Below are 25829 nucleotides of genomic sequence, written 5' to 3'. Positions count from 1 at the left end.
GCCACCCCCTGAACCCGGCTGCGGGGCCGGGCCGTCAGCCCGCGGCGACCCCGGCCGGCTCCCGCAGCGGCCAGTGGCCGTCGACCACCGCGTCGGCGGTGCCCTTGCGGCGCAGGAACTGCTGGAAGTCCGCCGCCCATTGCGCGTACCACTCCACCTGACGCTCGTGCAGCTCGGCGGCGGTCAGCCCGGCGACCGAGCCGTGCCGCTCGGCTATGGCGTACGCCACCCGGACCGCGGCCAGCGCGTCCGCCCCCGCGTCATGGGCTCCGCCGTGCACCACGCCGTACTCGACGCAGACCGCCTCCAGGTTGCGCTTGCCCTTGCGGTAGCGGTCGACGGCCCGGTCGATCGTGTACGGGTCGATCACCGGCCCGATCCCCGCCCCGTCGAGCCGGTCGCTCAACGACGGCAGCCCGTGCCGCCGCAACTCCGCCGTGAGCAGCGTCAGATCGAAGGCGGCGTTGTACGCGACGACCGGCACGCCCCGGCGCCAGTACTCCGTGAGCGTCCCGGCGATCTCGTCGGCCACCTCGCGCACCGGCCGGCCCTCCGCCGCCGCCCGCTCGCTGCTGATGCCGTGGATCGCCGAGGCCTGCTCGGGAATCCGGATGCCCGGATCCGCCAGCCAGGTGCGCTGCCGCACCGGCTCCCCGTCCCTGCCGCCGACGCCGACGATCGCGGCCGTCACGATCCGGGCCTCCAGCGGATCGGTGCCGGTCGTCTCCAGGTCGAAGCCGACCAGCGTGTCCCGGTGCCAGCTCATCCCGTACCTCCTTCGTGGTGCTCTCCCCCAGGTGATGACCACCCTCGCATGCACCACTGACAACGCGGTCGCGGCCCCTCAGGAGACGGGCCGGGAGTCCGCCCACACGGACTCGAATTCCTCGCGGTACGTCTCGAACAGCCCGTGCTCGTTGTCCTGCCCCGCCCGGACCACGGCACGCCCGCCGCCGCGCAGCACCAGCACGGGTGCCTCCATGCCGCGTGCGCGCCGCAGATAGGTCTGCACGACCCCGACCGCGTCCGTCCCGTCGCCGTCCACCAGATAGGCCGTGAAGCGCGGGGTCTCGTCGAACACATGGATCTCGAAGGCTCCCGGATCGCGGAGCTTGGAGCGGACCCGGCGCATATGGAGGATGTTCATCTCCACCGTCCGGCTCAGCTCGCCCTTCTTCAGGCCCAGCTCGCGCTCCCGGCGTTTGACCGCGCTGCTCGCCGGGTTGATGAAGAGCAGCCGCACCCGGCAGCCCGACTCGGCGAGCCGGATCAGCCGGCGGCCGGAGAAGTTCTGCACCAGCAGATTGAGCCCTATGCCGATCGCGTCGAGCCGGCGCGAACCGCCGAAGAGATCCTCGGCCGGCAGCTGGCGCTGGAGCCGCACCCGGTCGGAGTGGACGGAGACCACGTCCGCGTACCGGTCGCCGACCAGCTCCTCGACGGCGTCGACCGGGAGCCGGTCGGCCGACGGGACGGCGGCGCCGCTGCCCAGGATCTCCAGGAGCCGGGCGGAGGCGCGCTCGGCCTGGGCGAGGACCGCCTCGTTCAGGGCGCGGTTGCGGGAGACCACGTTGCGGGCGACCTCCAGCTCGTCGAGCGCCAGCTCCACCTCGCGCCGGTCGTCGAAGTACGCCTCGAAGCACGGCCAGTGCTGGACCATCAGCTCACGCAGCTGAGGCAGCGTGAGGAAGCTGAGGACGTTGTCGTCGGCGGGGTCCAGCAGATAGCCCTTGCGGCGCGAGACCTCGCGCACGGCGACGGCGCGCTGCACCCACTCCTGCCCGGCGGGCCCGGCGGCGGCCACCACCCAGTCCTCGCCGTGCACCGGCTCGTAGATGGGCCGGAGCACCGCGGCGACCACGGCGCGCAGCCGCTGCTCCACCAGATTCAGCCAGATGTAGGCCCGCCCGGCCCGCTGGGCGCGCGTACGCACCTCGCTCCAGGCGTCCGCCCCCCAGTCCAGTTCCGCGCCGATCTCCATGGGCTGCGCAAGTGAAACCGCCCCTGGCGGGACATCGGTGGATTCCCCCTCGTGACCTGGGTCACCTGGGGGCAGCTCGAAGCCTCCCGAGCTCACCCGCGCACCGCCTTCCACTCCCCCACCAACGATCAAGGAAGGGTACTCCGGGAGCGGGAGCCGGTGCAGCCGGATGCACATGCTGCTTCGTCAACTCCCCTGTGACGCGGGGATGTTCCCGGCGGCAAGATCTGCCGTAGTGAGGGGATTCATAGTGATTGAGCACCCCATCCGGCGCCCAGTACCGGGCGAGCGCCGGGGCCGGGGGTCCGGATCCCGGTTCCGGGCGACACGGAGAGGCCCGATGTTGACCGGACCGCGTGACGTGCCGGTCGGTCCTAGGTAGCCGCACCTGTTTCGGGGAAGATCTGGCTCAGAGCCTGTCGGGTGGCCTCCGATCGGATAGCGGACGCGGTCCGGTGCGTGCGATTCCAAGGCGGAGGAGGGAGTCGACGCGGAGCGTCGGCGACCGACGACAACGCGGGAAGCGTGCGCATCAGGGCGTGGCCGCCCGGTCGGAGGCCACCCGACAGACTCCAGGGCCTGTCCGGCGGATCAGGGGTCGGACGGGTTCTGGCAGCCCGCAAGCTCCAGGCACCCGGATCAGAAGTGGAAGAGTCGAACCTATGCAGGTCTGGCCGGGACAGGCGTATCCCCTCGGTGCCACGTACGACGGCGCCGGGACCAACTTCGCGGTCTTCTCGGAGGCCGCCAGACGAATCGAGTTGTGCCTGCTGCACGACGACGGTTCCGAGACGGCGGTGGAGCTCAGGGAGACCGACGCCTTCGTCCGCCATGCCTATCTGCCCGGCGTGATGCCCGGTCAGCGGTACGGCTTCAGGGTCCACGGGCCGTACGAGCCGGAGCGCGGCGCCCGCTGCAATTCGGCCAAACTGCTGCTCGACCCGTACGCCCGTGCCGTCGCCGGAGAGATCCGGTGGGGCGAGGCGGTGTACGGCTATCCGTTCGGCCGGCCCGACGCGCGCAACGACCTCGACTCGGCGCCGCACACCATGACCTCGGTCGTGGTCAACCCGTACTTCGACTGGGGCGACGACCGGCGGCCCCGTACGGACTACCACCGCACGGTGATCTACGAGGCCCATGTGAAGGGCCTGACGATGCTCCACCCGGGGTTGCCGAAGGATCTGCGCGGAACCTACGCGGGGCTGGCCCATCCTGAGGTGATCGCCCATCTGACGGAACTGGGCGTCACGGCCATCGAACTGATGCCTGTTCACCAGTTCGTCCAGGACCACCGGCTGGCCGACGCGGGGCTGGCCAATTACTGGGGCTACAACACCATCGGCTTCTTCGCCCCGCACAACGCCTACGCCTCCTGGGGCGACCGCGGTGAGCAGGTGCTGGAGTTCAAGCAGGCCGTGCGGGCGCTGCACCAGGCCGGCATCGAGGTGATCCTCGACGTGGTCTACAACCACACCGCGGAGGGCAACCACCTGGGTCCGACGCTCTCCTTCCGGGGCCTGGACAACGCCTCGTACTACCGGCTGGCGGACGACCAGCGGTACTACATGGACACGACGGGGACCGGGAACTCCCTGCTGATGCGGTCGCCGCACGTGCTCCAGCTGATCATGGACTCGCTGCGGTACTGGGTCACGGAGATGCATGTGGACGGCTTCCGCTTCGATCTGGCGGCCACCCTGGCCCGGCAGTTCCACGAGGTGGACCGGCTGTCGTCCTTCTTCGACCTGGTGCAGCAGGACCCGGTGGTCAGCCAGGTGAAGCTGATCGCCGAGCCGTGGGACGTGGGCGAGGGCGGCTACCAGGTGGGGAACTTCCCGCCGCTGTGGACCGAGTGGAACGGCAAGTACCGGGACACCGTGCGGGACCTGTGGCGGGGCGAGCCCCGGACCCTCGCCGAGTTCGCCGGACGGCTGACCGGCTCGTCGGACCTGTACCAGGACGACGGCAGGCGGCCGCTCGCCTCGATCAACTTCACCACCTGCCACGACGGATTCACGCTGCACGACCTGGTCTCGTACAACGACAAGCACAACGAGGCGAACGGCGAGGGCAACCGGGACGGCGAGAGCCACAACCGGTCCTGGAACTGCGGCGCGGAGGGGGACACCGACCAGCCGGAGATCCTCGATCTGCGGATGCGGCAGATGCGGAACTTCACCGCCACGCTGATGCTGTCGCAGGGCGTGCCGATGCTGAGCCACGGCGACGAGTTCGCGCGTACGCAGCGAGGCAACAACAACGCGTACTGCCAGGACAACGAGTTGTCGTGGGTGCACTGGCCGGACCCGGCAGAAGCCGCGGAGGACGACGCGCAGGAGGCCGACCGGGACGGGGAGAGCGGCCTCGGCAGCAGTCTGCTGGAGTTCACCCAGGCGATGGTCTGGCTCCGTCGCGACCATCCGGTCTTCCGGCGCCGCCGGTTCTTCCACGGCCGTCCGGTCGAGGGCACCCACGACGAGCTCTCGGACATCGCGTGGTTCACGCCGGAGGGCCGCGAGATGACGCAGCGGGACTGGCAGGCCGCGCACGCCAAGGCGCTGACGGTCTTCCTCAACGGACACGCGATCTCCGAGCCGGGGCCGCGCGGCGAGCGGATCTCCGACGACTCGTTCCTGCTGATGTTCAACGCGAGCGCCGAGACGCTGGAGTTCTCCGTTCCGGTCAACCACGGCCGGCAGTGGCTGGTGGTGGTCGACACGGCCCGCCCGGTCGGTGTCATGCCCGGCTCGGGGCCGAAGGTGGCGGCGGGCGATCGGGTGAAACTGGTCGGACGCAGCATGGCCGTGCTGCAGCGGCCCGCTTAGGGCGTGTCAGGCGGCCGGGGCACACCGCCGGTCGAGCCCTTTGCGGCGTTCCGTGACACAGATGCCGCCAGGCTGGGTACGAACGTCCGCATGACGCCCACCGCCACCTACCGGCTCCAGCTCCAGCCCGACTTCCCGTTCTCGGCCGCCGGAGACGCCGTGCCGTATCTCGCCTCGCTCGGCGTCTCCCATCTGCATCTGTCCCCGGTCCTGGAGGCCGTGCCCGGCTCCCGGCACGGCTACGACGTCGTCGACCACGGCCGGGTCCGCGCCGAGCTCGGCGGCGAGGAAGGGCTGCGGGAGCTGGCCCGCACGGCGCGCGGGCACGGTCTCGGACTGATCGTGGACATCGTGCCGAACCACATGGCCGCCGTCCCCCGCCACAACCACGCGCTGTGGGAGGTGCTGCGCGAGGGCCCCGGGTCCCCGTACGCCCGCTGGTTCGACATCGACTGGGCGGCGGGCGGCGGCAAGGTGCTGCTGCCGGTGCTCGGCGGGCGGATCGGCGACGAGCTCGGCAGGCTCCGGGCCGACGGGGACGTGCTGCGCTACGGCGAGCAGGAGTTCCCGCTGCGGACCGGCACCGCCGGTCTGCCGCTGCCCGAGCTGCTGGACGCCCAGCACTACCGGCTCGGCTGGTGGCGGCTGGCCCGCACCGAGCTGAACTACCGGAGGTTCTTCACCATCTCGGAGCTCATCGGGGTGCGGGTGGAGGACCCCGAGGTCTTCGCCGCCACCCACGGCAAGATCCTCGAACTGATCCGGGACGGTGTCGTCGACGGGCTGCGCATCGACCACCCCGACGGGCTGGCCGACCCCGCGGCCTACCTGGAGCGGCTCTCGGCGGCGACCGGCGGGCGGTGGACGGTGGTGGAGAAGATCCTCACCGGCGGCGAGCCGCTGCCCGCGGACTGGGCCGTCGCGGGGACGACCGGGTACGACGTGCTGCACCGCGTCGACGGCCTGTTCGTCGACCCGATGGGCGCGGCGGAGCTGGTCGGCCGCTACCGGGAGTACGCGGGTCCCGCCGGCGACCGCGGCGGTCACTGGACGGCGACCGTGCGCCGCGCCGCGTACCGGGTGGTGACGCATGAACTGGCCGCCGAGACGGAGCTGCTGACCCGGCTCGCCGTACGGATCTGCGCGGACGACCCCGCGCTGCGCGATCACGCCCCGTGGACGCTGCACGCCGCGGTGCGCGAACTGCTCGTGCGGGTACCGGTCTACCGCCCGTACGCGACGGCCGGCGGGCCCCGCACGGCGACGGCCGAACAGACGCTGCCGGACGCGGTCGTGCGGGACGCGAAGGCGATGTTCGCCGTCGCGGAGGAGGCCTCGGCCGTCGACGTGGTCCGGGAGCTGGCGCTGGGGCGGCTGGGAGAGGGGCCCGAGCGGGCCGCGTTCTGTGCCCGGTTCGCCCAGACCGCTTCCGCGTTGCGCGCCAAATCGGTCGAGGACACGGCGTTCTACCGGTACGTGCCGTTGATCTCGGCCAACGAGGTGGGCGGCGAACCCGGACAGCCCGCGGTGACGCCGGAGGAGTTCCACGCGTTCTGTGCCCGGCTGGCCCGCGACTGGCCCGCCACCGGCACGGCGCTGACCACCCATGACACCAAGCGCAGCGCCGATGTAAGGGCCCGGATCGCGGTGCTGACTCAGTGCCCGGAGTCGTGGTCCGGGCTGCTGACGGAGCTGGAGCGGGCCACCCCGGCCACCGCGCCCGACGCCCAGCTCGCCTGGCAGGCCTGGCAGACGGCCGTGGGCTGCGCGAGGCTGCCGGGCGGCGAGATGGCGGGCCGGCTGGAGCCGGCGCTGCTGAAGGCGGTCCGCGAGGCGGGGCTCTTCACCAGCTGGACCGAATCCGATCCGGGGTACGAGCGGGCGGTGACGGACTTCGTCGCGGCCGGGCCGGCCGCCGGTTCCGGTCCGGTGCGCGAGATCCTGGAGCGGTTCGCGAACACGCTCGACCCGTATGTGCGGGCCAATGTGCTGGGGGCGGCGCTGGTGCATCTGACCATGCCGGGTGTGCCGGATCTGTACCAGGGCACGGAGCGCGAGTACCTGGCGCTGGTCGACCCGGACAACCGGCGGCCGTTCAGCGAGCCGTCCCTGGACGGGGCCCTCGGCGAGAAGGGCGAGCTGACGGCGGTCGCCCTGCGACTGCGGCGCGAGCGGCCGGAGGTGTTCGGCGAGTCCGGTACGTACGCCCCGCTGAGTGCCCGTGGCCCGGCGGCCGCGCACTGTCTGGCGTTCTGCCGCTCGGGCGAGGTGGTCACCGCCGTGACCAGGCTGTCGTTGCGGCTGGCGGAGTCGGGCGGCTGGCACGACACGGAGCTGGCGCTGCCGGACGACGGTCCGTGGACCGATCTGCTGACGTCCGGTCGGGAGTTCGCCGGGGGATCGGTCGCACTCGCCGAGCTCTTCGCCGGGCGGCCGGTGGCGCTGCTCAGCCGGGCCTGACGAGGAGGGCCCGCGGACCACGGGTGAGCAGCCCGGTGCCGGCCGGGCGGAATCCGTCGGCCCAGCGGAGCCGGGGCATCGCGTCGAGCAGCGCGCCCAGGCCCTGCCGGGCCTCCAGTCGGCCGAGCAGAACGGCCGGGCAGGACGCGGGGCCGGTGAGGGACCGGCCCTGGTCGCGGCGGAAGGGGTCGAAGAGGTCGGGGGCGGCGAACCGTTCCGGATCGCGGCCGGCCGAGCCGATCAGGCAGGCGACGTCCGCCCCGGCGGGCAGGGTGCCGCCGCTGAGGGCGACCTCGGTGACGGTACGGCGCAGCACCACCTGGACCGGAGGGTCGCGGCGCAGCGACTCGGTCCAGGCCCGGTCGGCCAGGGCGGGTTCGATGCGCAGGGCGGCGAGGAGGTCGGGGGCGTCCAGCACATTGGCGAGGAAGGAGGCGAGCGCTCTCTCGCGGAGGCCGGTGTGCCGGGTGCAGGGTGCGGCGGTGGTGACCGTCCCGGCGCCGGGCAGCCGGTGCGGCCGGACGCTCGCGTCAGGGGTGGCGCCGACGGGCAGCCAGCGGCAGAACTCCTCGACGAGGTCGGCCTGTTGGCGGCCGGCGATCCGGCGCGCCAGGACGTACGCGGTCCGCTCGATCCGCGCTGCCATGTGACGTGGTACCGGGCCGGGGTCCGGCATGTGATGGTGCACCGGCCCGGGCGCGGGCGTGCGGTGCTTGCGGGGTGCGCAGAGGGGGCTGCCGTGACAGAGGCCGAGCGGGGCGGGGCCGCCACGGGGTGCGGTGTCGTGCGGGAGGCCGGCGAAACGGGGGTCGGTGAGGGCCGTGGCCACGTCCGCGTACCGGCTGACCAGCCAGGCGCCCAGGGGCGCGTCGTAGCTGAGCGGGTACTCCTCGCGCAGGACGCGGTAGAGCCGGTAAGGGTCGTGCACCGCGCCGGGTGCGAGCAGGCTGGGGCCGGTGCTCGGGCGGGGGCCGCGCGCCGGCCTGCCGGTCCGGCGGCCGCGTTCCGCCACGGGTATGCCTTCCGGCGCGTCGGCCTGCATCGGTACCCCCGGGGCGTCAGGGCGCCGGTGTGCGGCGCGGCTTCCCCCCAGCGGACCACCGGCGGCGGCGTCACGCAGCCGACGTACGGCCGTCCGGGTGACGGCGGTACGCCCGGTCGGGGTCTCAGCCCGTCGGCGTCCGGGGGCACAGCGGCCAGGAGACCCCGAGCAGGTCCGTGAACGCGGCGGCGGCCCCGGTGAGTTCGACCCGGGAGAAGACCGCCGGCCGACGCCGCCACGGAGGTTCCACGGCGAGGGCCGCGCAGTCCTCACCGACCGCGCCCCGGACCACATGCGCCGGCGCCGTGGCGACCCCGACCCCGGCCGCCGCCATCCGCACCGCCGTCGACGTGTGTTCGGTGCGTACCGCCGTACGGGGTGTGAAGCCGGCCTCTCCGCAGGCCAGGTCGAGGAACGGCCTGCCCTGGACCACGGGTTCCATCGCGCAGCGCACCCGGAGCCGGTCGGCCAGCTCCCGCAGGCGGACCGAGGTGCGTCCGGCGAGCGGGTCGTCGAAGGGGACCACCAGGACGATGTCCTCCTCGCCGACCGGGACGACGGGCCCCGGCCAGTGCGCGGGCGGCGGGCCGACGGCCAGGTCGGCGGTGCCGCGTTCGAGCTGCTCCTCCAGGGCTTCCGGGGTGGCGTACTCGTGGAGGACCAGGCCGACCCCGGGGTGCGCCCGGCGCCAGCGCGTCGCGCCCGTCGACTGGTCGCGTCTCGAAACGTCCGTGCCGGGCATCCATGTGGTGGGCGATCTGCTGCCGCCGCCGTCCCTCGGGCTGGCCCACGCGTCGTTCGCGGAGGGTCTGCTGGTCGCCGAGACGCTGGCCGGTCTGCCCTCACCGGCGGTGGACTACGCCGCCGTCCCCCGGGTCACGTACTCGTCCCCGCAGACCGCCGCGGTGGGCCTGACCGAGGCGGAGGCCCGTAACGCCGGGCACGACGTCATAGTGGGCAGCATGCCGCTGACCGCGGTGGCCAAGGGAACGGTGCACGGGCGGGGCGGCATGGTGAAGGTCGTCGCCGAGCGCGGCGGCCGGGTGCTCGGGGTGCATCTCGTCGGACCGCACGTCTCCGAGATGATCGCCGAGAGTCAGCTCGTCGTCGGCTGGGACGCCGAACCGGGGGATGTGGCCCGTCACGTCCACGCCCATCCGACGCTCTCCGAGGCGGTCGGCGAGGTCTTTCTCACCCTCGGCGGACGCGGACTGCACCAGCGGTCCTGAACCGGCCGGGCCCCGGGCGAGGGATCTCAGTCCGGAGGCCCGAGGACGGGCGCGGAGAGCCGGAAGCTCATCCGCCCGAAGCTCACCTGGTCCCCGTCGCGGACCGGGACCGTGCCGGTGACCCGCTGGCCGTTGACGCAGGTGCCGTTGGTCGAGCCGAGGTCGCGCAGCAGCCAGCAGCCGCCCCGCGCGGTGAGCTCCGCGTGCATCCGGGAGACGGTCTCGTGGTTGAGCCGCAGACCGTTCCCGGGATCGCGGCCGATCAGCAGGGGGTGCGGGCTGGGGGTGGGGAGCAGGAGCTTCGGGAGCCGCTCGGTCTGCCAGACCCGGCGTACCCGGCCAGGAAATCCGGACACCCCGCCCACGACCCGGAGTATCCGCCGTGACCAGCGGCCCTCGCCCTCCAGGTCGGCGGTGAGTGCGTCCAGTTCCTCGGAGCGCCGGGCGGTGAGGGCCAGCTCCATGCGCCGCATGAAGGTGTCGTGGGACAGCTTTCCCTCCGCCGCGCCGTCTCTGAGTACGCCGAGCACGCGGTCGCGCTGGGCGTCGGACAGCCGCACGGGATACGTGTGGGACTCGAAGGAGGACGTCACACAGCCGATTGTCGGTCCGACCGCCCCGGAGTGTCCAGAACGCTCCCGTGTCCCGCCCCGGGCCGCGCGGAACGCCCTGCCGCGAATATCCCCGCGCACGGCCGCGGGGACGTTGCTACTGTCTCCCGCCGCAGGCCGCCCGGCATCCGCCGGAAGGCACGCCTGCGCAGCCCGAGGAGCTTGTGTGACCCTTGCACCACAGGAACTGACCATCCGTCCGCTCGCCGGTCCGCAGGAGCTCGGGCTCTTCCGCCGGCTTTCGTACACCCTCGATCACGAACTCGCCGACGACCTGGAGAGCGGGCGTCGCCGCCCCGAGTGGATGTGGGTGGCGATGCGCGGCGAACACCTGGTGGCACGGATCGCGTGGTGGAGCCTGAGCGGGGAGGCGCCGCTGCTCCTCGACTTCTTCGACCTGGACGACACCCTGCCCGAGCCCGACCGCGGCGAGATCGGCCTGAAGCTGCTGGAGACGGCGACGGCCGCGGTCGTGCCGGCCGGCGCCCCGCGGCCCGAGTACGGACGCTTCGTACCGGCCGACTGGCGCGAGGACCCGGCCGTCCGCGACGCCGTCGAGGCCCGGATCCGGGTCATGGAGCGTTCCGGTGCGCGGATGCTGGTCGAGCGGCTCCGCCTGGAGTGGCGCGCCGGCACGCCGGTCCCCGCCGGCAGCGGCCGGCTCCGGTTCCGCCCGGTCGACGGTCGCGAGGATCTCCTCGCGCTGATGACACCGGTGATGGAGGGCACCCTCGACGCCCACGGGCAGGCCGACCTGGCGTCCGGGCTCAGTGCCCGCGAGGCCGCCGAGAAGCACTACGACGAGGAGCTGGCGGAGTACCGGACCCCGCGCGAGTGGTGGCGGATCGCCGAGCTCCCGGACGGTGAACCGGTCGGGTTCGTGATCCCGGCGCGCAACAGCTACAACCCGATCATCGCGTACATCGGTGTGCTGCCCGCCCGGCGCGGCCACGGCTACATCGACGACGTCCTCGCCGAGGGCACCCGGGTGCTGGCCGCGCAGGACGGCGTGGCACGGATCCGGGCCGCCACCGACCTCGGCAACGTACCGATGGCCAAGTCCTTCGCGCGCCTCGGGTACGTGAACTTCGAGCGCTCCTTCGACATGGTGTGGAACTGAATCGGTGGACGGCCGACCGGCTCGCCGGTTACGGTGACTGCTCCGCCCGAGAACCGAGGAAGGAGGCGAGAACAGTGCGTACACGTACCACTTCATTCCCGCGCTCCCGTCCCGTTCGCCGGGCGGTTCCGGTTTCGGTCTGACCGGAAGCGCACCGCTTCTTCCGGAGGACTGTTCCATGACCGATCTGGTCATCCGCGCGCGGCGCCACCGACCGGAGCAACGCGCCGATGGCAGCCGCGTTCGCGCGGGCCGGTCATCGCATCAACCAGGAACGCATCCATCTGATCTGAGTGCGGGGGGTGAGTTCCGCCAGCCATTCCGGGCGGAGCTGCTGCTCGGCGGGGATCGTCGCGTCCTCGCCGAGCGGCCCCACGTCGAGCAGCAGGTTGCCGTCCCCGGCCGCCGTCTTCCCGTACGAGTCCTTGGGGGTCCGGCGCAGTGTCTCGTAGTCGATGTGGACCAGGCCGAAGCGCTTGCTGGCGCCCTCGATCCACTCGACATTGTCGGTGAGCGACCAGGTGAAGTAGCGCGCACGTCGACACCCGCGTCGATGGCCGTGCGCAGGGCCCGCAGGTGCCCTTCCAGGTAGGCGATGCGGCGGGTGTCCTCGGCGGGCTCGTCGACGGCACAGCCGTTCTCGGTGATGTAGAGCGGCGGGAGCCGGTCGCCGAAGCGGTGGTGGAGCTGGACGAGGGTCTCGCGCAGGCCGTCGGGAACGACGGGCCAGCCGAAGTCGGTCTTCTCGTACCCCTCGTGTCGGCCGCCCCCTCGGTCCGGAAGGCGGATGCGGAGGCTCCCCAGAGGAAGCCGGGCGGGAACGACGGCACAGTCATCTCGGCCTCCACAGCCGTAAGAGGGAGTGCGTATTGAGCGGAACCCGGCGGGGCAATGATCAGAACCAGACCTTAATCGCCAGTAACGGGCTCGATCCAGTGTCGTGGGCCGGTGATCGCGGCTGCTGCCGACGATGGGGCACGGGGCGAGGAGACGAGGAGCGTTGCAATGCTGTTCGAGGTATGGGCACCGGATGCGGACTCGGTCGGGCTGCGGCTGTCGGGCGAGCTGCGGACGATGGGACGTGATCCCGGGCGGGACGGCTGGTGGACGGCCGAGGCGGAGGCCTCTGACGGGGACCGCTACGGCTTCGTCCTGGACGGGGGCGACGGCGAAGAGGGCGGCAGCGACGGGGGCGGTGCCGGCCTGCGTGTGCTTCCCGATCCGCGTTCACGCCGCCAGCCGGACGGGCCGGACGGCGAGAGCGCCGTCGTCGACCACTCGCTGTTCGAATGGCGCAGCGACTGGGCCGGCCGGGGACTTCCGGGCGCCGTCCTGTACGAGCTGCACATCGGTACGTACACCGACGAGGGCACCTTCGACGCCGCGGCCGCCCGGCTGGGCCACCTCGCCGAGCTCGGCGTCACCCATGTGTCGCTGATGCCGGTCTGCCCGTTCCCCGGCACCCACGGGTGGGGGTACGAGGGGGTGTCGCTCTGGGCCGTGCACGAGCCGTACGGGGGGCCGGAGGGGCTCAAGCGCTTCGTCGACACGGCGCACGGTCTCGGGCTCGCGGTCCTCCTGGACGTGGTCCACAACCACCTCGGCCCGTCCGGCAATCATCTCCCGGCCTTCGGCCCGTACTTCACCGAGACCCATCACACGCCGTGGGGTGCGGCGGTCAACCTCGACGCCCCCGGTTCGGACGAGGTGCGGGCGTTCCTGCTGGGCAGCGCGCTCGCCTGGCTGCGGGACTACCGGCTCGACGGGCTGCGGCTCGACGCGGTCCACACCCTGGCCGACGGGCGGGCGCTGACCTTCCTGGAGGAGCTGTCCACGGCGGCCGACGCGCTCGCGGCCGAGCTGGGCCGTCCGCTCCCGCTGATCGCCGAGTCCGACCTCTGCGACCCGCGGACCACGACCCCCCGCGAATCGGGCGGCATCGGTCTGCACGCCCAGTGGAACGACGACTTCCACCACGCCCTGCACACCGCGCTCACCGGGGAGTCCCAGGGCTACTACGCGGACTTCGCCGAGGCTCCGCTGGCCGCCCTCGCCAAGACCGTGACGAGCGCGTTCTTCCACAACGGCACGTACTCCAGCTTCCGGGGCCGCACCCACGGCCGCCCCGTCGACATCACCCGCACGCCCGCCCACCGCTTCGTCGGCTACGCCCAGACCCACGACCAGATCGGCAACCGGGCCCTGGGCGACCGGCTCTCCGCCGCCCTCTCCCCCGGCCTGCTGGCCTGCGCCGCGGCCCTCGTCCTGACCGGGCCCTTCACGCCGATGCTGTTCATGGGCGAGGAGTGGGGCGCGCGCACCCCCTGGCAGTTCTTCACCGACCACACCGATCCGGAGCTCGCCGAGGCCGTACGCAGCGGCCGGCGGCGGGAGTTCGCGGCGCACGGCTGGGTGTCCGACGACATTCCCGACCCGCAGGACCCGGCCACCCGGAACCGTTCCTGTCTGGACTGGAACGAACCCTCGCAGGAGCCGCACGCCCGGCTGCTCGCCTGGTACCGCGAGCTGATCGCGCTGCGCCGCGCCCTGCCCGACCTCCACGACCCGGACCTGGCGTCGGTGCGCACCGCCCACGACGAACAGGCGCGCTGGCTGGCGTACCGCAGGGGCGATCTGCGGATCGCGGTCAACCTCGGCGAGAAGCCGGCCACGATCCCGCTGGGCGGCGGGCGGCGCCGGGGCGGCGGGGACCGGGTGGTCGCGGCGTGGGAGCCGGTGGAGGCCCCGGGCGCCGACGGGCTGCTGCGCCTGCCTCCGGAGTCCTGCGTGGTGCTGACCGACGGCTGACGGTCCGGACACGGGGCGGGACGCACCTCGCGCCCCGCCCCGTGTCCGGCTACTCGACGATCGCCAGCTCGCGCGCGGTGCTGTTGAGGCGTCGGCCGCCGTCCTCGGTCACGGTCACGATGTCCTCGATCCGTACGCCGAACCGGCCCGGCAGGTAGATGCCCGGCTCCACGGAGAAGCACATCCCGGGCACCAGCGGCTGCTCCTCGCCCTCGATCATGTAGGGCGGTTCGTGGGTGGTGACGCCGATGCCGTGGCCGGTGCGGTGGATGAAGCGTTCGCCGTAGCCGAACTCGGTGATGACCGCGCGGGCCGCGCGGTCGATCTCCTGGCAGGCGACGCCCGGCCGGACCGCCTCGCAGCCCGCCTCCTGCGCCTCCCGCACGATGTCGTGGACCCGCTGCTCCTCGGCGGTGGGTTCACCGACGTGGACCGTACGGGAGGTGTCCGAGCCGTAGCCGTGCTTGAGGCCGCCGAAGTCGAGTACGACCATGTCGCCCCGCTCGATGGTGCGGTCACCGGCCTCGTGGTGCGGATTGGCGCCGTTGGGGCCGGAGCCGACGACCGTGAAGTCGACCTGGGAGTGCCCGAACTTCTTGAGCAGCTCGGCCAGTTCGGCGGCGATTTCGGTCTCCTTGCGGCCGGAGAAGCGCACCTTGAGGATCTCCTCGTACGTGGCGTCGGCCGCGGCTCCGGCGGCCGCGAGCCGCTCCAGCTCATGGGTGTCCTTCACCGCGCGCAGCATCGGCAGCGCCTCGGTGAGGGAGACGTACGAGGTGCCCGGCAGGGTGCGCTGCAGCCCGAGCAGATGCATCGCCCAGGCGTTGTCGCTGATCCCGAAGCGGCCCGCGTCGTCGAGCAGCGGCGCGGTGACGGCGTAGGGATCCTTGCCGTCGGTCCAGTCCCGCAGGGTGAGGGCCGGGGCACCGACGGCCTTCTCGGCGTCCGGGGCCTCCAGCGTCGGAACGACGAGGACCGGGTCCTGACCGGCCGTGAGGACGAGGACGGTGAGGCGTTCGGTGTTCACGGGCTGATAGCCGGTGAGGTACACGAGGTCGGGTCCGGGCGCGACCAGGACGCCCGCGAGCCCGGCCTCGGCGGCGGTCTCGGCCGCGCGCGTCATACGGGCCCGGTAGTCGTCGGCGGTGAACGGTACGGGCCGGCTCCGGCTGGACATGCGGGACCTCCTGGTGACGCGACACGGCACACAGCATCCTGCCCTTCCGGGCCGGTCGACGCGAGCGGGGCTCAGGTCTCCGGACCCTGCCGCACGACGAGGTCGGCGCCGGCCCGCCTTCGCTCGACCAGGCGCGCGTTGACCTCGTCGGACTCCGCCACCCACCGCTCGGCGTACGGTCGCGGCTTCCCGAACCGCACGCGCTCGGCGTACGGTCGCGGCTCCCGAACCGCACATGCCGCTCGACGAGCCGCCGTACCCGCAGGGCCGGGTCGGCCTCCAGGAACCACACCCCGTCGAGCAGCGGCCTTCACGGGGTACGGGTACGGGTACGGGTACGGCTCCGGGTCAGCGCGTCCCCTTGCCCTCCAGATACGCCAGCACCGCCAGCACCCGTCGGTGCACCGTGCCGTCGTCGGGTTCCAGGCCGAGCTTGGCGAAGATCGAGCCGATGTGTTTGCTCACCGCCCGTTCCGTCACGACGAGTTCGGCGGCGATGGTGCCGTTCGCCTTGCCCTGGGCCATCAGTTCCAGCACTTCGCGCTCGCGCGGGGTGAGGCTCCGCAGCGGCTCGGCCGACGACTTGCGGGTCAGCAGCTGGGTCACGACCTCGGGGTCGAGCGCCGTGCCGCCGGCCGCCACCCGGTCCAGCGCCTGGAGGAACTGGTCGACCCGGCCGATCCGGTCCTTCAGGAGATAGCCGATGCCCTGCGCGCCCTGGGCGAGCAGCTCGGCGGCGTACGTCTCCTCCACGTACTGCGAGAGCACCAGGATCGGCAGCTCGGGCAGCTCCGCGCGGGCGGCGAGCGCGGCGCGCAGCCCCTCGTCGCGGAAGCTGGGCGGGAGCCGCACATCGAGCACGGCGGCGTCCGGGCGGTGTTCCAGCAGGGCGGGCAGCACTTCGGGTCCGGTCGCCGCGTCGGCCACCACCTCGTGGCCCGAGCCGGTGAGCAGCAGGATCAGGCCCTCCCGCAACAGCGCGTTGTCCTCGGCGATCACGATCCGCACGGCAGCTCCACTTCGATGTCCGTCGGCCCCCCGATGGGGCTGCTGATGCGGGTGGTGCCGTCCAGGGCGGCGATCCGCCGTCCGATGCCGACCAGCCCGCTGCCGGACCCACCCCGGTCCGTTGCCCACGTGGGCCGGGGGCTCGGGCGATCGCCGCCGGTGGAGGGCTTCTCCCAGGTGCCGTGCCGTTCGCCCGCGCCGCCGTGCCCATTGTCGCTGATGGTCACGCGCAGGGTGCCGGGGGTACGTTCGATGCTCACAGTCGCGGCTGTCGCACCGCTGTGTTTGCTGATGTTGGTGAGCGCCTCGGCGATGACGTAGTAGGCGGCGGCCTCGATCGCGGCCGGAAGCCGCCGGCCGTCCTCGACACCGTCCAGCTCCGCGGTGACGGGCACGCCCGCGTCGGCGGCCAACGCCCGGACCGCGCCCGCCAGTCCGCGGTCCGTCAGCACCGGCGGATGGATGCCGCGCACCACGTGCCGCAGTTCCGCGAGGGCCGCCTCCGCGCCGTCCTGTGCCTCGTCCAGGCGGATGCGCGCGGCGGCCGGGTCGCTGTCCAGGAGCTGTCTGGCGAGGCCGATGCGCAGCGACAGGGCGACGATCCTGGCCTGGGCTCCGTCGTGCAGATCGCGTTCGATGCGCCGCAGTTCGGCACCGTGCGCCTCGACCGCGCCGGCCCGGCTCTCGGTCAGCTGGGCGATCCGTTCGGCGAGCGCGGCCGACGGCGACGAGGTGAGCAGCGACCGTGTCCAGCCGGCCGACAGGTCCGCGAGTACGCCGTGCCAGCGCAGCACCCACCCCTGCCGCTCGGGCAACGGGGTCCCGTACTCGTCGGCGGCGCGCCGGTCCAGCAGATGCACGACCGGCAGTGCGACCCCGTCCACCAGGAGCCCGACCGGCCACAGCACCATCGCGAGGTAGCCGATGGCATTGCCCATGAGCGCCTGGAGGGGCAGCCAGAGCGCGTCGCGCCAGACCGTCGGATCGGCGAGCACCCGCCGTACCCGCTCGGACAGTTCACCGTTGTCCAGCGGCGGATACCGCGTCGGTGTGAACGGCACGCCCAGCCGCGCCGCAGCCCTGCGCCGCTCGAACTCCGCGAACCGGCGCAGCACCTTGGCGGCCTCCGGCAGCGCGGGCAGCCCGATGATCACGGCGGCGAACAGCAGCACCGCCACCACGAGGAACGCGCTCACATAGGCGAGCAGCGCGACCGCGATACCGATGGCGAGATAGCGCGAGGCGTCCCAGGAACGCCGGATGGCGGCCGTCAGCGGGACGGGAGTGGTGCTCATGACGCATCACGTTACGGGGGCTCGCCCACCGCCGGAGTGGGGCCCTCCCCCGAGGCGGGGTGGAGCTGGCTGCACCCCCGTTCCGGGACCGCGCACCCTCGTGCGGACGGCCTCGGATTCGTAGCGTTTACCCAGGTCAGAAGGGCCATACGGGGGCAGGGAAGGAAAGGTGGAGGCAACGGTGGACACGATCACAGCGGTGCGGTCGTCCGCGCTGAGGCTGGAGTCGGTGAGCCGGCGCCACGGCCGGCGCGGCCGGGAGACGACCGCGCTCGACGCGGTCAGTTGCGTGGTCCCGGCCGGGAGCTTCACCGCGGTGGTGGGTCCTTCGGGGTCGGGGAAGAGCACGTTCCTTCAGTGTGCGGCGGGTCTGGACCGTCCGTCCTCGGGCACGGTACGGATCGGGGACACCGATCTCGGTGCGCTCTCGGAGGCCGCGCTGACCCGGTTGCGGCGGGACCGGATCGGCTTCGTCTTCCAGTCGCACGCCCTCAATCTGGTGCCTTCGCTGAGCATCGAGGAGAACGTGGTGCTGCCACTGGTGCTGGCGGGCGCCGACCCGGCGGACGAGCGGGTGCTGGCCCGGGGGCGGGACCTGCTGGCCCGGGTCGGGCTGGCGGGCCGCGGGGCGCGGGGCCCCGCGACGCTCTCCGGGGGGCAGCAGCAACGGGTCGCGGTGGCAAGGGCGTTGGTGACCGAACCCGAGGTGATCTTCGCGGACGAGCCGACCGCCTCCCTGGACCCGGAGTCGGCGGCGCTGGTGCTCGGCCTGCTGCGGGACGCGGTGCGGATCGACGGCCGTACGGTCGTCATGGTCACCCATGACCCGGTGGCGGCGAGCTGGGCGGACACCGTGCTGACGATGGACGGCGGCCGGCTGCGATGAGCAAGGAGAACAGAAGCGGGAGCGACGCGGCGGTCCGGTCCCGGTCGGATGCGCGGCCCGGGCCGGATGTACGGCGCGGTGTCCGTCGGGCGTCGGCGTTCCTCGCCCGGCGGTCGCTGAAGGCGCACCGCCGGGCCTGGGGCGCGGTGTTCGTGGCGACAACGGCGGCTGCCGCGCTGATCGGCGCCTTCGCTCTCGTCGTGGGCTCGCTGCTGCTGGCGCAGCCGCCGGTGGAGCGCTACGCGGGGGCCGACGCGGTGGTGGCGGCCGATCAGCAGGTGACGTACACGGCGAAGCCGTGGGGCAGCGAGCCGCAGACCGCGACGGCGTATCTGCCGGAACGAGTGCGGCTCGACCGCTCCGTGGTGGCGAGGGCGGCCGCCGCGCACGGCGTCGCGAAGGCCGTCGCGGACGATTCGGTACCGGTGACCGTGGGCGGCGAGGGCGGCGCGGCCTCGGGCTCCGGCCGTTCCTGGGCGGCCGCCGCGCTCACCCCGTACCGGCTGACGGAGGGCCACGCGCCGAGGACCGCCACCGAGGTGGTCCTCGACGGCGTGCTGGCGGCGGCCACCGGGAGCGGCACCGGCGACCAGGTGACCTTGCAGGTCGACGGGGCTCCGCGGCCGTACACCGTCAGCGGTGTCGTCGGCGCCGGGCACGGGGGCGGTTCCCCCGCCGTCTTCCTCACCGAGGAACACCTCACCGCCCTGGCCGGGCACCCCGGCACGGTCGACGCCGTCGGCATCGTCGCCGAGGCCGGGGTCCTGACCGGTGCGCTGCGGGCGTCGCTGGAGGACGCGTTGCCCGACCGGGCCCGTGGCGACCGCGCGATCCGGGTGCTCACCGGCCCGGAGCGCGGGCAGGCCGAGTACCCGGACGCGCTCGGCGCCCGCGACGAGTTGCTGCCGCTGCTCGCCTCCATCACGGGGACGGTCTTCATGGTGGCGCTCCTGGTGATCGCCACCACGCTCTCCCAGGCGGTCCACCAGCGCTCCGGTGAGCTGGCGCTGCTGCGTGCCGTCGGGGCTACGCCCCGGCAGCTCAGGTCGGCCGTCGGCCGTGAGGTGAGCCGGGTGGCCGGTGCCGCGGCGGTGCTGGGCGGGGTCGGTGCCGTACCGCTGGGGCTGCTGATGCGGTCGCTCCTGACGACGGACCCGCTGCCGCTGCCGGTACCGGTGTGGCTGCCGTTCGCCGCTGCGGCCGCGGCCGCCGTGCTCGTCGCGCTCGCCGCCCGCCCGGTGTCGGTCCTCGCGGCCAGGTCCATCACCGGGCTGCGGCCCGCCGCCGCACTGGGCGCGGCCGGTGCTCCCGAGCCGGGCGAGCCGGGGCGGGTGCGTACGGTCTGCGGGTCGGTGCTGGCCGTGGCGGGCGTGAGTGCGGCCGGTGCGGCGACGGCGCAGGGCGGGCAGGCCGCCGCGGTGGCCGCTTCGGGCGCGGCGACCTCGCTGATCATCGCCGTGGCGCTGCTCGGACCGTGGATCGCCCGGGTGGCGATGCGGGTCCTCGGCACTCCGGTGCGGCGTGCCGGTGGGGTGTCCGGCTTCCTCGCCGCCAGGTCCGCCGCCGCGCACAATCGGCGCCTCGGTGCGGCGATCACGCCGATCGTGCTGGTCGTCGCGTTCGTCTGTGTACAGCTGGCGGCGGCCTCGACGCTGGAGCGGGCCGCCGGCCGGCAGGCCGCCGCCGCGCTCCGGGCCGATCTGGTGGTGACGGGCCCGGCGGCCGGACTTCCGGCCGGTGCGGCCCGGGCCGTGCGCGAGGCACCGGGGGTGGCGGCGGCGACCGGAGTGCTGCGCTCCGGGGTCGTCCTCGCCCACCGGGAGATGGGCGATCCGAAGCTCGACCGGTTCCCGGTGCTGGGCGTGACGGCGGACCAGCTGGCCGGCACGCTCGATCCGCGGGTCACCGCGGGCGATCTGGCCGACCTCACCGGCAGGAGCACGGTGGCGGTCGGCGAGGACCGGGCCGACGATCTCGATGTCGGCCCCGGCGACAGGGTGAAGCTCCGTCTCGGCGACGGCACCGAAGTACGGCTCCGCGTGGTGGCGCTCTACGAACGGGCGCTGGGGCTCGGTGAGTTCATGCTGCCGCGCGAGGCGCTGGCGGGGCATGTCCCGGCCCTTCGCGACCAGCGGATCCTGATCCGCTCGACGGACGGCACGGCCGCCGCCACCGCCGCTTCGGTACGGCGTGCGCTCGCCCCCTACGAGGGGGTGCGGGTCCGGCCCGCGACGGCCGACGACGTACGGATCGCACCCACGTCCTCGGACCAGGACAACGCGATGATCATCATCGGTGTCGGGGTGATCGGTGGCTTCGCGCTGCTCGCCGTGGTCAGCACGCTGTCCCTGATCACGGTGGGCCGCCGCGCCGAGTTCCGGCTGCTGCGGATGGTCGGTGCGGGCCGCCGTCAGGTGCGGCGGATGCTGGTGCTGGAGACGGGGCTGGTGGCGGTGGCCGGGCTGGCGATCGGCACGCTGGTCGCGGCGGTCCCGCTGGTGGCGTTCGCGGTGTCGGCGACCGGTTCGGTGCCGTATCTGCCACCGGAGCGGTACGGGGTGCTCGCCCTGGCCGTGACGGTCGCGGCGGGTGCGGGGGCGCTGTGGCCGGGGTCGTCCGGCGGCCGGTCCGGCCTCGGGCGGCGGATGTGAGGGCGGTTGCCCCGGGGTGTCACGGTGACGCGGGCAGAGGAAGCGCGCCCTCCCGGGCCGCCGCGGCGGCCAGCGCGTCGAGCACCGGGGCGATCAGCGGATGCCTCTCCGCCCCCTGCCGTACCGCGGCGAAGACCCGGCGGGTAGGCGCGCTGCCCGCCACCGGCCGAACCACCACCCCCGCCAGCTCCATCCCCCGCAGCGCCGACCGCGGCACCAGCGCCACCCCGGCTCCCGCCCCGGCCAGCGCGACCACCGCGCGGAAGTCGTCCGAGGAGTGCGCCAGCCTCGGCTGGAAGCCGGCGAACTCGCAGGACAGGACCACCACGTCGTGGCAGGGGTTGCCGGGGTACGGGCCGATCCACGCGTCCTTCTCCAGGTCGGCGATGGCCACCTGCGCCCGGTCGGCCAGCCGGTGCCCGACCGGCAGCACCGCGTCGAACGGCTCGGAGTACAGCGGCACCCGGGTCAGCCGCAGGTCGTCCTCGCCCGGGGCGCCCCGGTACTCGACGGCGACCGCCACATCGACCTGCCGGTCGAGCACCATCGGCACGCTCGCGTCGCCCTCGGCGTCCTGGACCCGGACGCGGATGCCGGGCGCGGTGTGCGTCAGTTCGGCGATCGCGGGGGCGAGGACCAGGCCGATGCCGGTGGCGAACGCGGCGACGGTGACCGTACCCGCGTCCCCCGCGTTGTAGGCGGCGAGCTCCGCCTCGGCCCGTTCCAGCTGGGCCAGCACCGCGTTGGTGTGGGTCAGCAGGATCTCTCCGGCGGGGGTGAGCCGGGCGCCTCGCGCGCCCCGTTCGACGAGCCGGTGCCCGGTCTCCTGCTCCAGCGCGGCGAGCTGCTGGGAGACCGCGGAGGGGGTGAGATACAGCGCGGCGGCTGCGGCGGTCACCGTGCGGTGGTCGGCCACCGCACGGAGGATGCGCAGCCGCCGTGAATCGATCATGTGCCCCATTGTCCCAGGTCACGGAGGGAACCCCGCCTCCCGGGCGGGGTTCCCGGGTGAGCCTGCGGGCAGGGGCGTCCGGGCGCTACTCCCCCAGTGCGGCCCGCGCGTCGACGAACGCGTCCACGGCGCGGTTCACGTCCGCCGTGGAGTGCGCGGCGGAGAGCTGGACGCGGATCCGGGCCGCGCCCTGCGGGACGACCGGGTAGGAGAAGCCGATCACGTACACACCGCGCTCCAGGAGGAGCTCCGCCATCCGGCCCGCCTTCGCCGCGTCCCCGATCATGACGGGGGCGATGGCGTGGTCGCCGGGCAGGATGTCGAAGCCCTCCTCGGTCATCCGGGTGCGGAAGAGCGCGGTGTTCGCGTCGAGCTGCTCGCGCAGGTCGCCGGCGGCCTCCAGCAGGTCGATGACCTTGAGCGAGGCGGCCGCGATGACCGGGGCGAGGGAGTTGGAGAAGAGGTACGGGCGGGAGCGCTGGCGCAGCAGCGCGACGATCTCGGCGCGGGCCGCGACATAGCCGCCGGACGCGCCGCCGAGCGCCTTGCCGAGGGTGCCGGTGATGATGTCGACCCGGTCCATCACGTCGTGCAGCTCCGGCGTGCCGCGGCCGCCGGGGCCGACGAATCCGACGGCGTGCGAGTCGTCGACCATGACCATGGCGTCGTAGCGCTCGGCCAGGTCGCAGATCTCGCGCAACGGCGCGACGTACCCGTCCATGGAGAAGACGCCGTCGGTGACGACGAGCCTGCGCCGGGCGCCGGACGCCTCCTTGAGCTGCTTCTCCAGGTCGTCCATGTCGCGGTTGGCGTAGCGGAACCGCTTGGCCTTGGAGAGGCGGATGCCGTCGATGATGGAGGCGTGGTTGAGGGCGTCGGAGATGACCGCGTCCTCCGGGCCGAGGACAGTCTCGAAGACACCGCCGTTGGCGTCGAAGCAGGAGGAGTAGAGGATCGTGTCCTCCTGGCCGAGGAACGTGGAGAGCCGCTGCTCCAGCTCCTTGTGGACCTCCTGGGTACCGCAGATGAAGCGGACCGAGGCCATGCCGTAGCCCCAGCGGTCCAGCGCCTCGTGGGCGGCGGCGATCACCTCGGGGTGGTCGGCGAGGCCCAGGTAGTTGTTGGCGCAGAAGTTGAGCACCTCACCGGGGCGGCCGCCCGCGGTGACGGCGACCGACGCGGACTGCGGGGTGCCGATCACGCGCTCGGGCTTGTGCAGTCCGGCGGCCTCGATCTCTTCGAGGGTGGTGCGCATGTCGTCGCGTACGGAGTCGAACATGAGGGGTGTCTCCCAGCTGTCTGCGGTGGCGTCGTCTTCGGAGGCGTCGGGTCAGGAGGTCCAGTCGAGGATGACCTTGCCGCCGCGGCCGCTCGCCGCGTCGTCGAAGGCCGCCTCGAAGTCGCGGTAGCCGTACCGGCCGGTGATCACGGGGGCGAGGTCGAGGCCGCCCTCCAGCAGTACGGACATGGCGTACCAGGTCTCGTACATCTCACGGCCGTAGATGCCCTTGACGGTGATCATCGAGGTGACGATGCGGGCCCAGTCGACGGCGAACTCCTCGGACGGCAGTCCGAGCATGGCGATCCGGCCACCGTGCGTCATGTTCGCGATCATGTCGCGCATCGCCTCGGGCCGGCCCGACATCTCCAGGCCGACGTCGAAGCCCTCGCGCAGTCCCAGGCGCTTCTGGCCCTCGGTGATGGTCTCCTCGCCGACGTTCAGGGCGAGACTGACGCCGACCTTCCGGGCCAGTTCGAGGCGGGCCTCGCTGACGTCGGTGATGACGACGTGGCGGGCACCCGCGTGCTTGGCGACGGCCGCGGCCATGATGCCGATCGGCCCGGCGCCGGTGATCAGTACGTCCTCACCGACCAGCGGGAACGACAGCGCGGTGTGCACGGCGTTGCCGAACGGGTCGAAGATCGCGGCGACGTCGAGGTCGACGGGAACCCGGTGCACCCAGACGTTGGACGCGGGCAGGGCGACGTACTCGGCGAAGGCCCCGTCCCGGCCGACACCGAGGCCGACCGTGGAACGGCACAGGTGGCGGCGGCCGGCCAGGCAGTTGCGGCACTTGCCGCACACCAGGTGGCCCTCGCCGCTGACCAGGTCGCCGACGTTGATGTCGACGACGTCGGCGCCGGTCTCCGCGACCTCGCCGACGAACTCGTGCCCGAGGACGAGCGGGGTGCGTACGGCCTGCTGCGCCCAGCCGTCGTAGTTGCGGATGTGCAGATCGGTGCCGCAGATGCCGGTACGGAGGACCTTGATCAGTACGTCCGTGGGGCCGGTCTCCGGCTCCGGCACGTCCATCAGCCAGAGTCCCGGCTCGGCCTTCTGCTTCACGAGTGCCTTCACGGCTGCGGCTCCCTGCGCTGGTGCGGCGTTGAGTACCCCGGGCCGGGGGCATGCCTGTGGAAAGCCTGCGGCCCGGGGAGGATCGAGAGGGACGGGACACATCGGCAGCGCGCGTCGGTCGGCTGCCGCGCACCATCCTCGGCCGTCACGGAGAAATCTGCCGCACCCCGCGCCACAGGTCCATCGAGGTTTTCTTAAGCGCGCCCGAAGATCCGCTTCATGCCGTCGGCACGGTTCCCCCGTCCGGACCGCGCCGGGTCCGGCGAGGGCGGCGGCGAGCGGTCGGCGATCAGGGCGGACAGCAGTCCGGGGGCGCCCAGGCACCCGGGGTCGTCACCGAACCGCCGTACGGGGGTGTCGTCCGGGCTACTCCCCCTCGGTCCGGGCCGGTTCCGGGTCGGTGGCCAGGCGGGCGTGCAGGTGCTCGTCGTGGTACTTGCCGTCGCCGAAGCGGTGGGAGTCGCGCAGGGTGCCCTCGGGGAGGTAGCCGCAGCGGTCGGCCACCCGGCAGGACGTCTCGTTCCCGACGGCGTGGGCGATCTCGATGCGGCGGGCGTCGGCCGTCGCGAAGCCCCAGCTCGTCACCGCCCCGGTCGCCCTGGTCGCGAAGCCCCGTCCACGGGCGGCGGGCAGCAGCCAGTAGCCGATCATCGCCAGTCCGTCCGCGCGGTCGACCCAGCGCAGGGTGACGTTGCCCAGCAGGGTGCCGTCGGCGGCGTCCAGGGCGGCGAAGGTGGCGGCCGCGCCGCGTTCCCACCCACCGTCGCGCGCCTCCACCCAGGCGCGGGCCGCGTCCCGGTCGGCTGTCGCTATGGGGTTCCAGAGGGCGATCGCCGGATCCGCCCCGGCGGCCACCAGGCCGTCCAGCACGGCTTCCGATCCGGCGTCCTCCCGGCTCCAGGGGCGCAGCACCACGTCTCCCAGATCGAGTGTGGTGCGGATGAAGGACTTGCGGTCGACGGGGCCGGGGTTCTGGGCGGCCTGCGGGGAGGAGGAAGTACTCATGGCACCTTCCTACCGAAGAGCCGAGCCCCTGACCAGCGATTTTCCGGAGCGCCGAGGTCAAGGCCCGTGCGCACCGCGCCGCACACGAAGTCGGGACCGGTGTGCGGCGCGGCGGATCGCACGGGTCACATGCGGGGACGGTGGGTCAGGCAGAGCGCCAACTCCGTGACGTCGCCCGCCTCCACTCGCCGGAGACCGTGCCGGGCACCGCGTCGGCCGTGCTCGAACCGGCGAGACCGGCCAGGGCCAGGGCGGCGACCGCCGCGGCGAGTGTCTTGCGCTTCAATGGAGTATCTCCTCTGCTCGGATGGCCCCTTGGGCCCGTTGAGCGGCACCCTCGGAAAATCGATCGATCCGGAGGCGATCAACGACCGGTGGGGCGGCCGGTACGTGAGCCATTGAGGTGAACCGGGCGCA

Annotated in this window: 18 protein-coding genes and 4 pseudogenes; 7 read left to right on the top strand and 15 right to left on the bottom strand. The window is 73.1% G+C overall.

From position 1 onward, the window contains the following. Window positions 1-34 precede the first annotated feature (34 nt). Together BT364_RS17020 and BT364_RS17015 are read right to left on the bottom strand one after the other, a co-directional pair. The gene (locus BT364_RS17020; RefSeq protein ID WP_072486008.1) at window positions 35-766 is read right to left on the bottom strand and encodes a 3'-5' exonuclease; all 732 of its coding nucleotides are present in this window, start codon (window positions 764-766) and stop codon (window positions 35-37) included. 78 nt (window positions 767-844) lie between these two features. Then, complete coding sequence (locus BT364_RS17015) at window positions 845-2077, bottom strand: SAV2148 family HEPN domain-containing protein (RefSeq protein ID WP_072486054.1); 1233 nt, start codon at window positions 2075-2077, stop codon at window positions 845-847. Window positions 2078-2643: 566 nt separating this feature from the next. On the opposite strand from BT364_RS17015, the gene glgX reads away from it, so the two are divergent. Continuing rightward, entirely contained in the window at window positions 2644-4809 is a 2166-nt protein-coding gene (gene glgX / locus BT364_RS17010; protein ID WP_072486007.1) for a glycogen debranching protein GlgX, read from the top strand. Window positions 4810-4899: 90 nt separating this feature from the next. Then, window positions 4900-7269, top strand: coding sequence for a malto-oligosyltrehalose synthase (gene treY / locus BT364_RS17005; RefSeq protein ID WP_072486006.1), 2370 nt, complete (start codon window positions 4900-4902; stop codon window positions 7267-7269). Here the strand turns inward: treY and BT364_RS17000 are convergent. After that, window positions 7256-8311, bottom strand: coding sequence for a cytochrome P450 (locus tag BT364_RS17000; RefSeq protein ID WP_072486005.1), 1056 nt, complete (start codon window positions 8309-8311; stop codon window positions 7256-7258). The two genes, treY and BT364_RS17000, sit on opposite strands and share 14 nt — an antisense overlap. A 124-nt stretch (window positions 8312-8435) precedes the next feature. Next, window positions 8436-9005: pseudogene (locus tag BT364_RS16995) on the bottom strand (LysR family transcriptional regulator substrate-binding protein); the annotation flags it as partial. Between BT364_RS16995 and BT364_RS16990 the strand changes: the two are divergent. Continuing rightward, window positions 8998-9540, top strand: a pseudogene (locus tag BT364_RS16990) (dihydrolipoyl dehydrogenase); the annotation flags it as partial. The pseudogenes BT364_RS16995 and BT364_RS16990 overlap by 8 nt on opposite strands. Window positions 9541-9566: 26 nt before the next feature. Here BT364_RS16990 and BT364_RS16985 read toward each other — a convergent pair. Then, complete coding sequence (locus BT364_RS16985) at window positions 9567-10133, bottom strand: DUF1707 and FHA domain-containing protein (protein WP_072486004.1); 567 nt, start codon at window positions 10131-10133, stop codon at window positions 9567-9569. A 184-nt stretch (window positions 10134-10317) separates the two neighbouring features. Here BT364_RS16985 and BT364_RS16980 point away from each other — a divergent pair, with 184 nt between their 5' ends. Beyond that, window positions 10318-11271: a GNAT family N-acetyltransferase gene (locus tag BT364_RS16980; RefSeq protein WP_072486003.1), complete on the top strand. Its 954-nt coding sequence runs from the start codon at window positions 10318-10320 to the stop codon at window positions 11269-11271. 256 nt (window positions 11272-11527) lie between these two features. Here the strand turns inward: BT364_RS16980 and BT364_RS16975 are convergent. Next, a pseudogene (locus BT364_RS16975) lies at window positions 11528-12093 on the bottom strand (family 1 glycosylhydrolase); the annotation flags it as partial. Window positions 12094-12276: 183 nt separating this feature from the next. Here BT364_RS16975 and treZ point away from each other — a divergent pair. Beyond that, window positions 12277-14079 carry a malto-oligosyltrehalose trehalohydrolase gene (treZ, locus tag BT364_RS16970; protein ID WP_072486002.1) on the top strand — a complete coding sequence of 601 codons (1803 nt, stop codon included), beginning with the start codon at window positions 12277-12279 and terminating at the stop codon, window positions 14077-14079. Between the two features lie 49 nt (window positions 14080-14128). Here treZ and BT364_RS16965 read toward each other — a convergent pair whose 3' ends face one another. The 4 genes and pseudogenes from BT364_RS16965 to BT364_RS16955 form a co-directional block, all read right to left on the bottom strand. Next, window positions 14129-15256, bottom strand: coding sequence for an aminopeptidase P family protein (locus BT364_RS16965; RefSeq protein ID WP_072486001.1), 1128 nt, complete (start codon window positions 15254-15256; stop codon window positions 14129-14131). A gap of 71 nt (window positions 15257-15327) precedes the next feature. After that, window positions 15328-15566, bottom strand: a pseudogene (locus BT364_RS39195) (hypothetical protein); the annotation flags it as partial. Window positions 15567-15604: 38 nt separating this feature from the next. After that, on the bottom strand, window positions 15605-16264 hold the full coding sequence (locus BT364_RS16960; RefSeq protein WP_072486000.1) for a LuxR C-terminal-related transcriptional regulator: 660 nt from the start codon (window positions 16262-16264) through the stop codon (window positions 15605-15607). Continuing rightward, window positions 16252-17559, bottom strand: a complete 1308-nt coding sequence (locus BT364_RS16955; RefSeq protein WP_072485999.1) for a sensor histidine kinase — start codon at window positions 17557-17559, stop codon at window positions 16252-16254. Before BT364_RS16955 ends, BT364_RS16960 begins: the two co-directional genes overlap by 13 nt. Window positions 17560-17728: 169 nt before the next feature. Here BT364_RS16955 and BT364_RS16950 point away from each other — a divergent pair, with 169 nt between their 5' ends. Both BT364_RS16950 and BT364_RS16945 read left to right on the top strand, forming a co-directional pair. Beyond that, window positions 17729-18445 (top strand): ABC transporter ATP-binding protein, encoded by a 717-nt coding sequence (locus tag BT364_RS16950; RefSeq protein ID WP_072485998.1) that lies wholly within the window; start codon window positions 17729-17731, stop codon window positions 18443-18445. Next, window positions 18442-21096, top strand: coding sequence for an ABC transporter permease (locus tag BT364_RS16945; RefSeq protein WP_072485997.1), 2655 nt, complete (start codon window positions 18442-18444; stop codon window positions 21094-21096). Before BT364_RS16950 ends, BT364_RS16945 begins: the two co-directional genes overlap by 4 nt. Window positions 21097-21115: 19 nt before the next feature. Here BT364_RS16945 and BT364_RS16940 read toward each other — a convergent pair whose 3' ends face one another. The 5 genes from BT364_RS16940 to BT364_RS41555 form a co-directional block, all read right to left on the bottom strand. After that, window positions 21116-22048, bottom strand: a complete 933-nt coding sequence (locus BT364_RS16940) for a LysR family transcriptional regulator (RefSeq protein WP_072486053.1) — start codon at window positions 22046-22048, stop codon at window positions 21116-21118. A gap of 85 nt (window positions 22049-22133) precedes the next feature. After that, complete coding sequence (locus tag BT364_RS16935) at window positions 22134-23327, bottom strand: glycine C-acetyltransferase (protein ID WP_072485996.1); 1194 nt, start codon at window positions 23325-23327, stop codon at window positions 22134-22136. 51 nt (window positions 23328-23378) lie between these two features. Further along, a complete protein-coding gene (gene tdh, locus BT364_RS16930) occupies window positions 23379-24407 on the bottom strand; it encodes an L-threonine 3-dehydrogenase (RefSeq protein WP_072485995.1) in 1029 nt (342 codons plus the stop codon). Window positions 24408-24773: 366 nt separating this feature from the next. Beyond that, entirely contained in the window at window positions 24774-25412 is a 639-nt protein-coding gene (locus BT364_RS16925; RefSeq protein ID WP_079179497.1) for a GNAT family N-acetyltransferase, read from the bottom strand. Window positions 25413-25557: 145 nt separating this feature from the next. Continuing rightward, window positions 25558-25698 (bottom strand): hypothetical protein, encoded by a 141-nt coding sequence (locus tag BT364_RS41555; RefSeq protein ID WP_177328148.1) that lies wholly within the window; start codon window positions 25696-25698, stop codon window positions 25558-25560. Window positions 25699-25829: the final 131 nt, after the last annotated feature.

It is taken from the genome of Streptomyces atratus (genome assembly GCF_900119365.1).
Taxonomy (GTDB): domain Bacteria; phylum Actinomycetota; class Actinomycetes; order Streptomycetales; family Streptomycetaceae; genus Streptomyces; species Streptomyces atratus_B.
The sequence above is the reverse complement of the archived record's forward strand: the minus strand, read 5'-3'. Positions and strand labels throughout refer to the sequence as shown.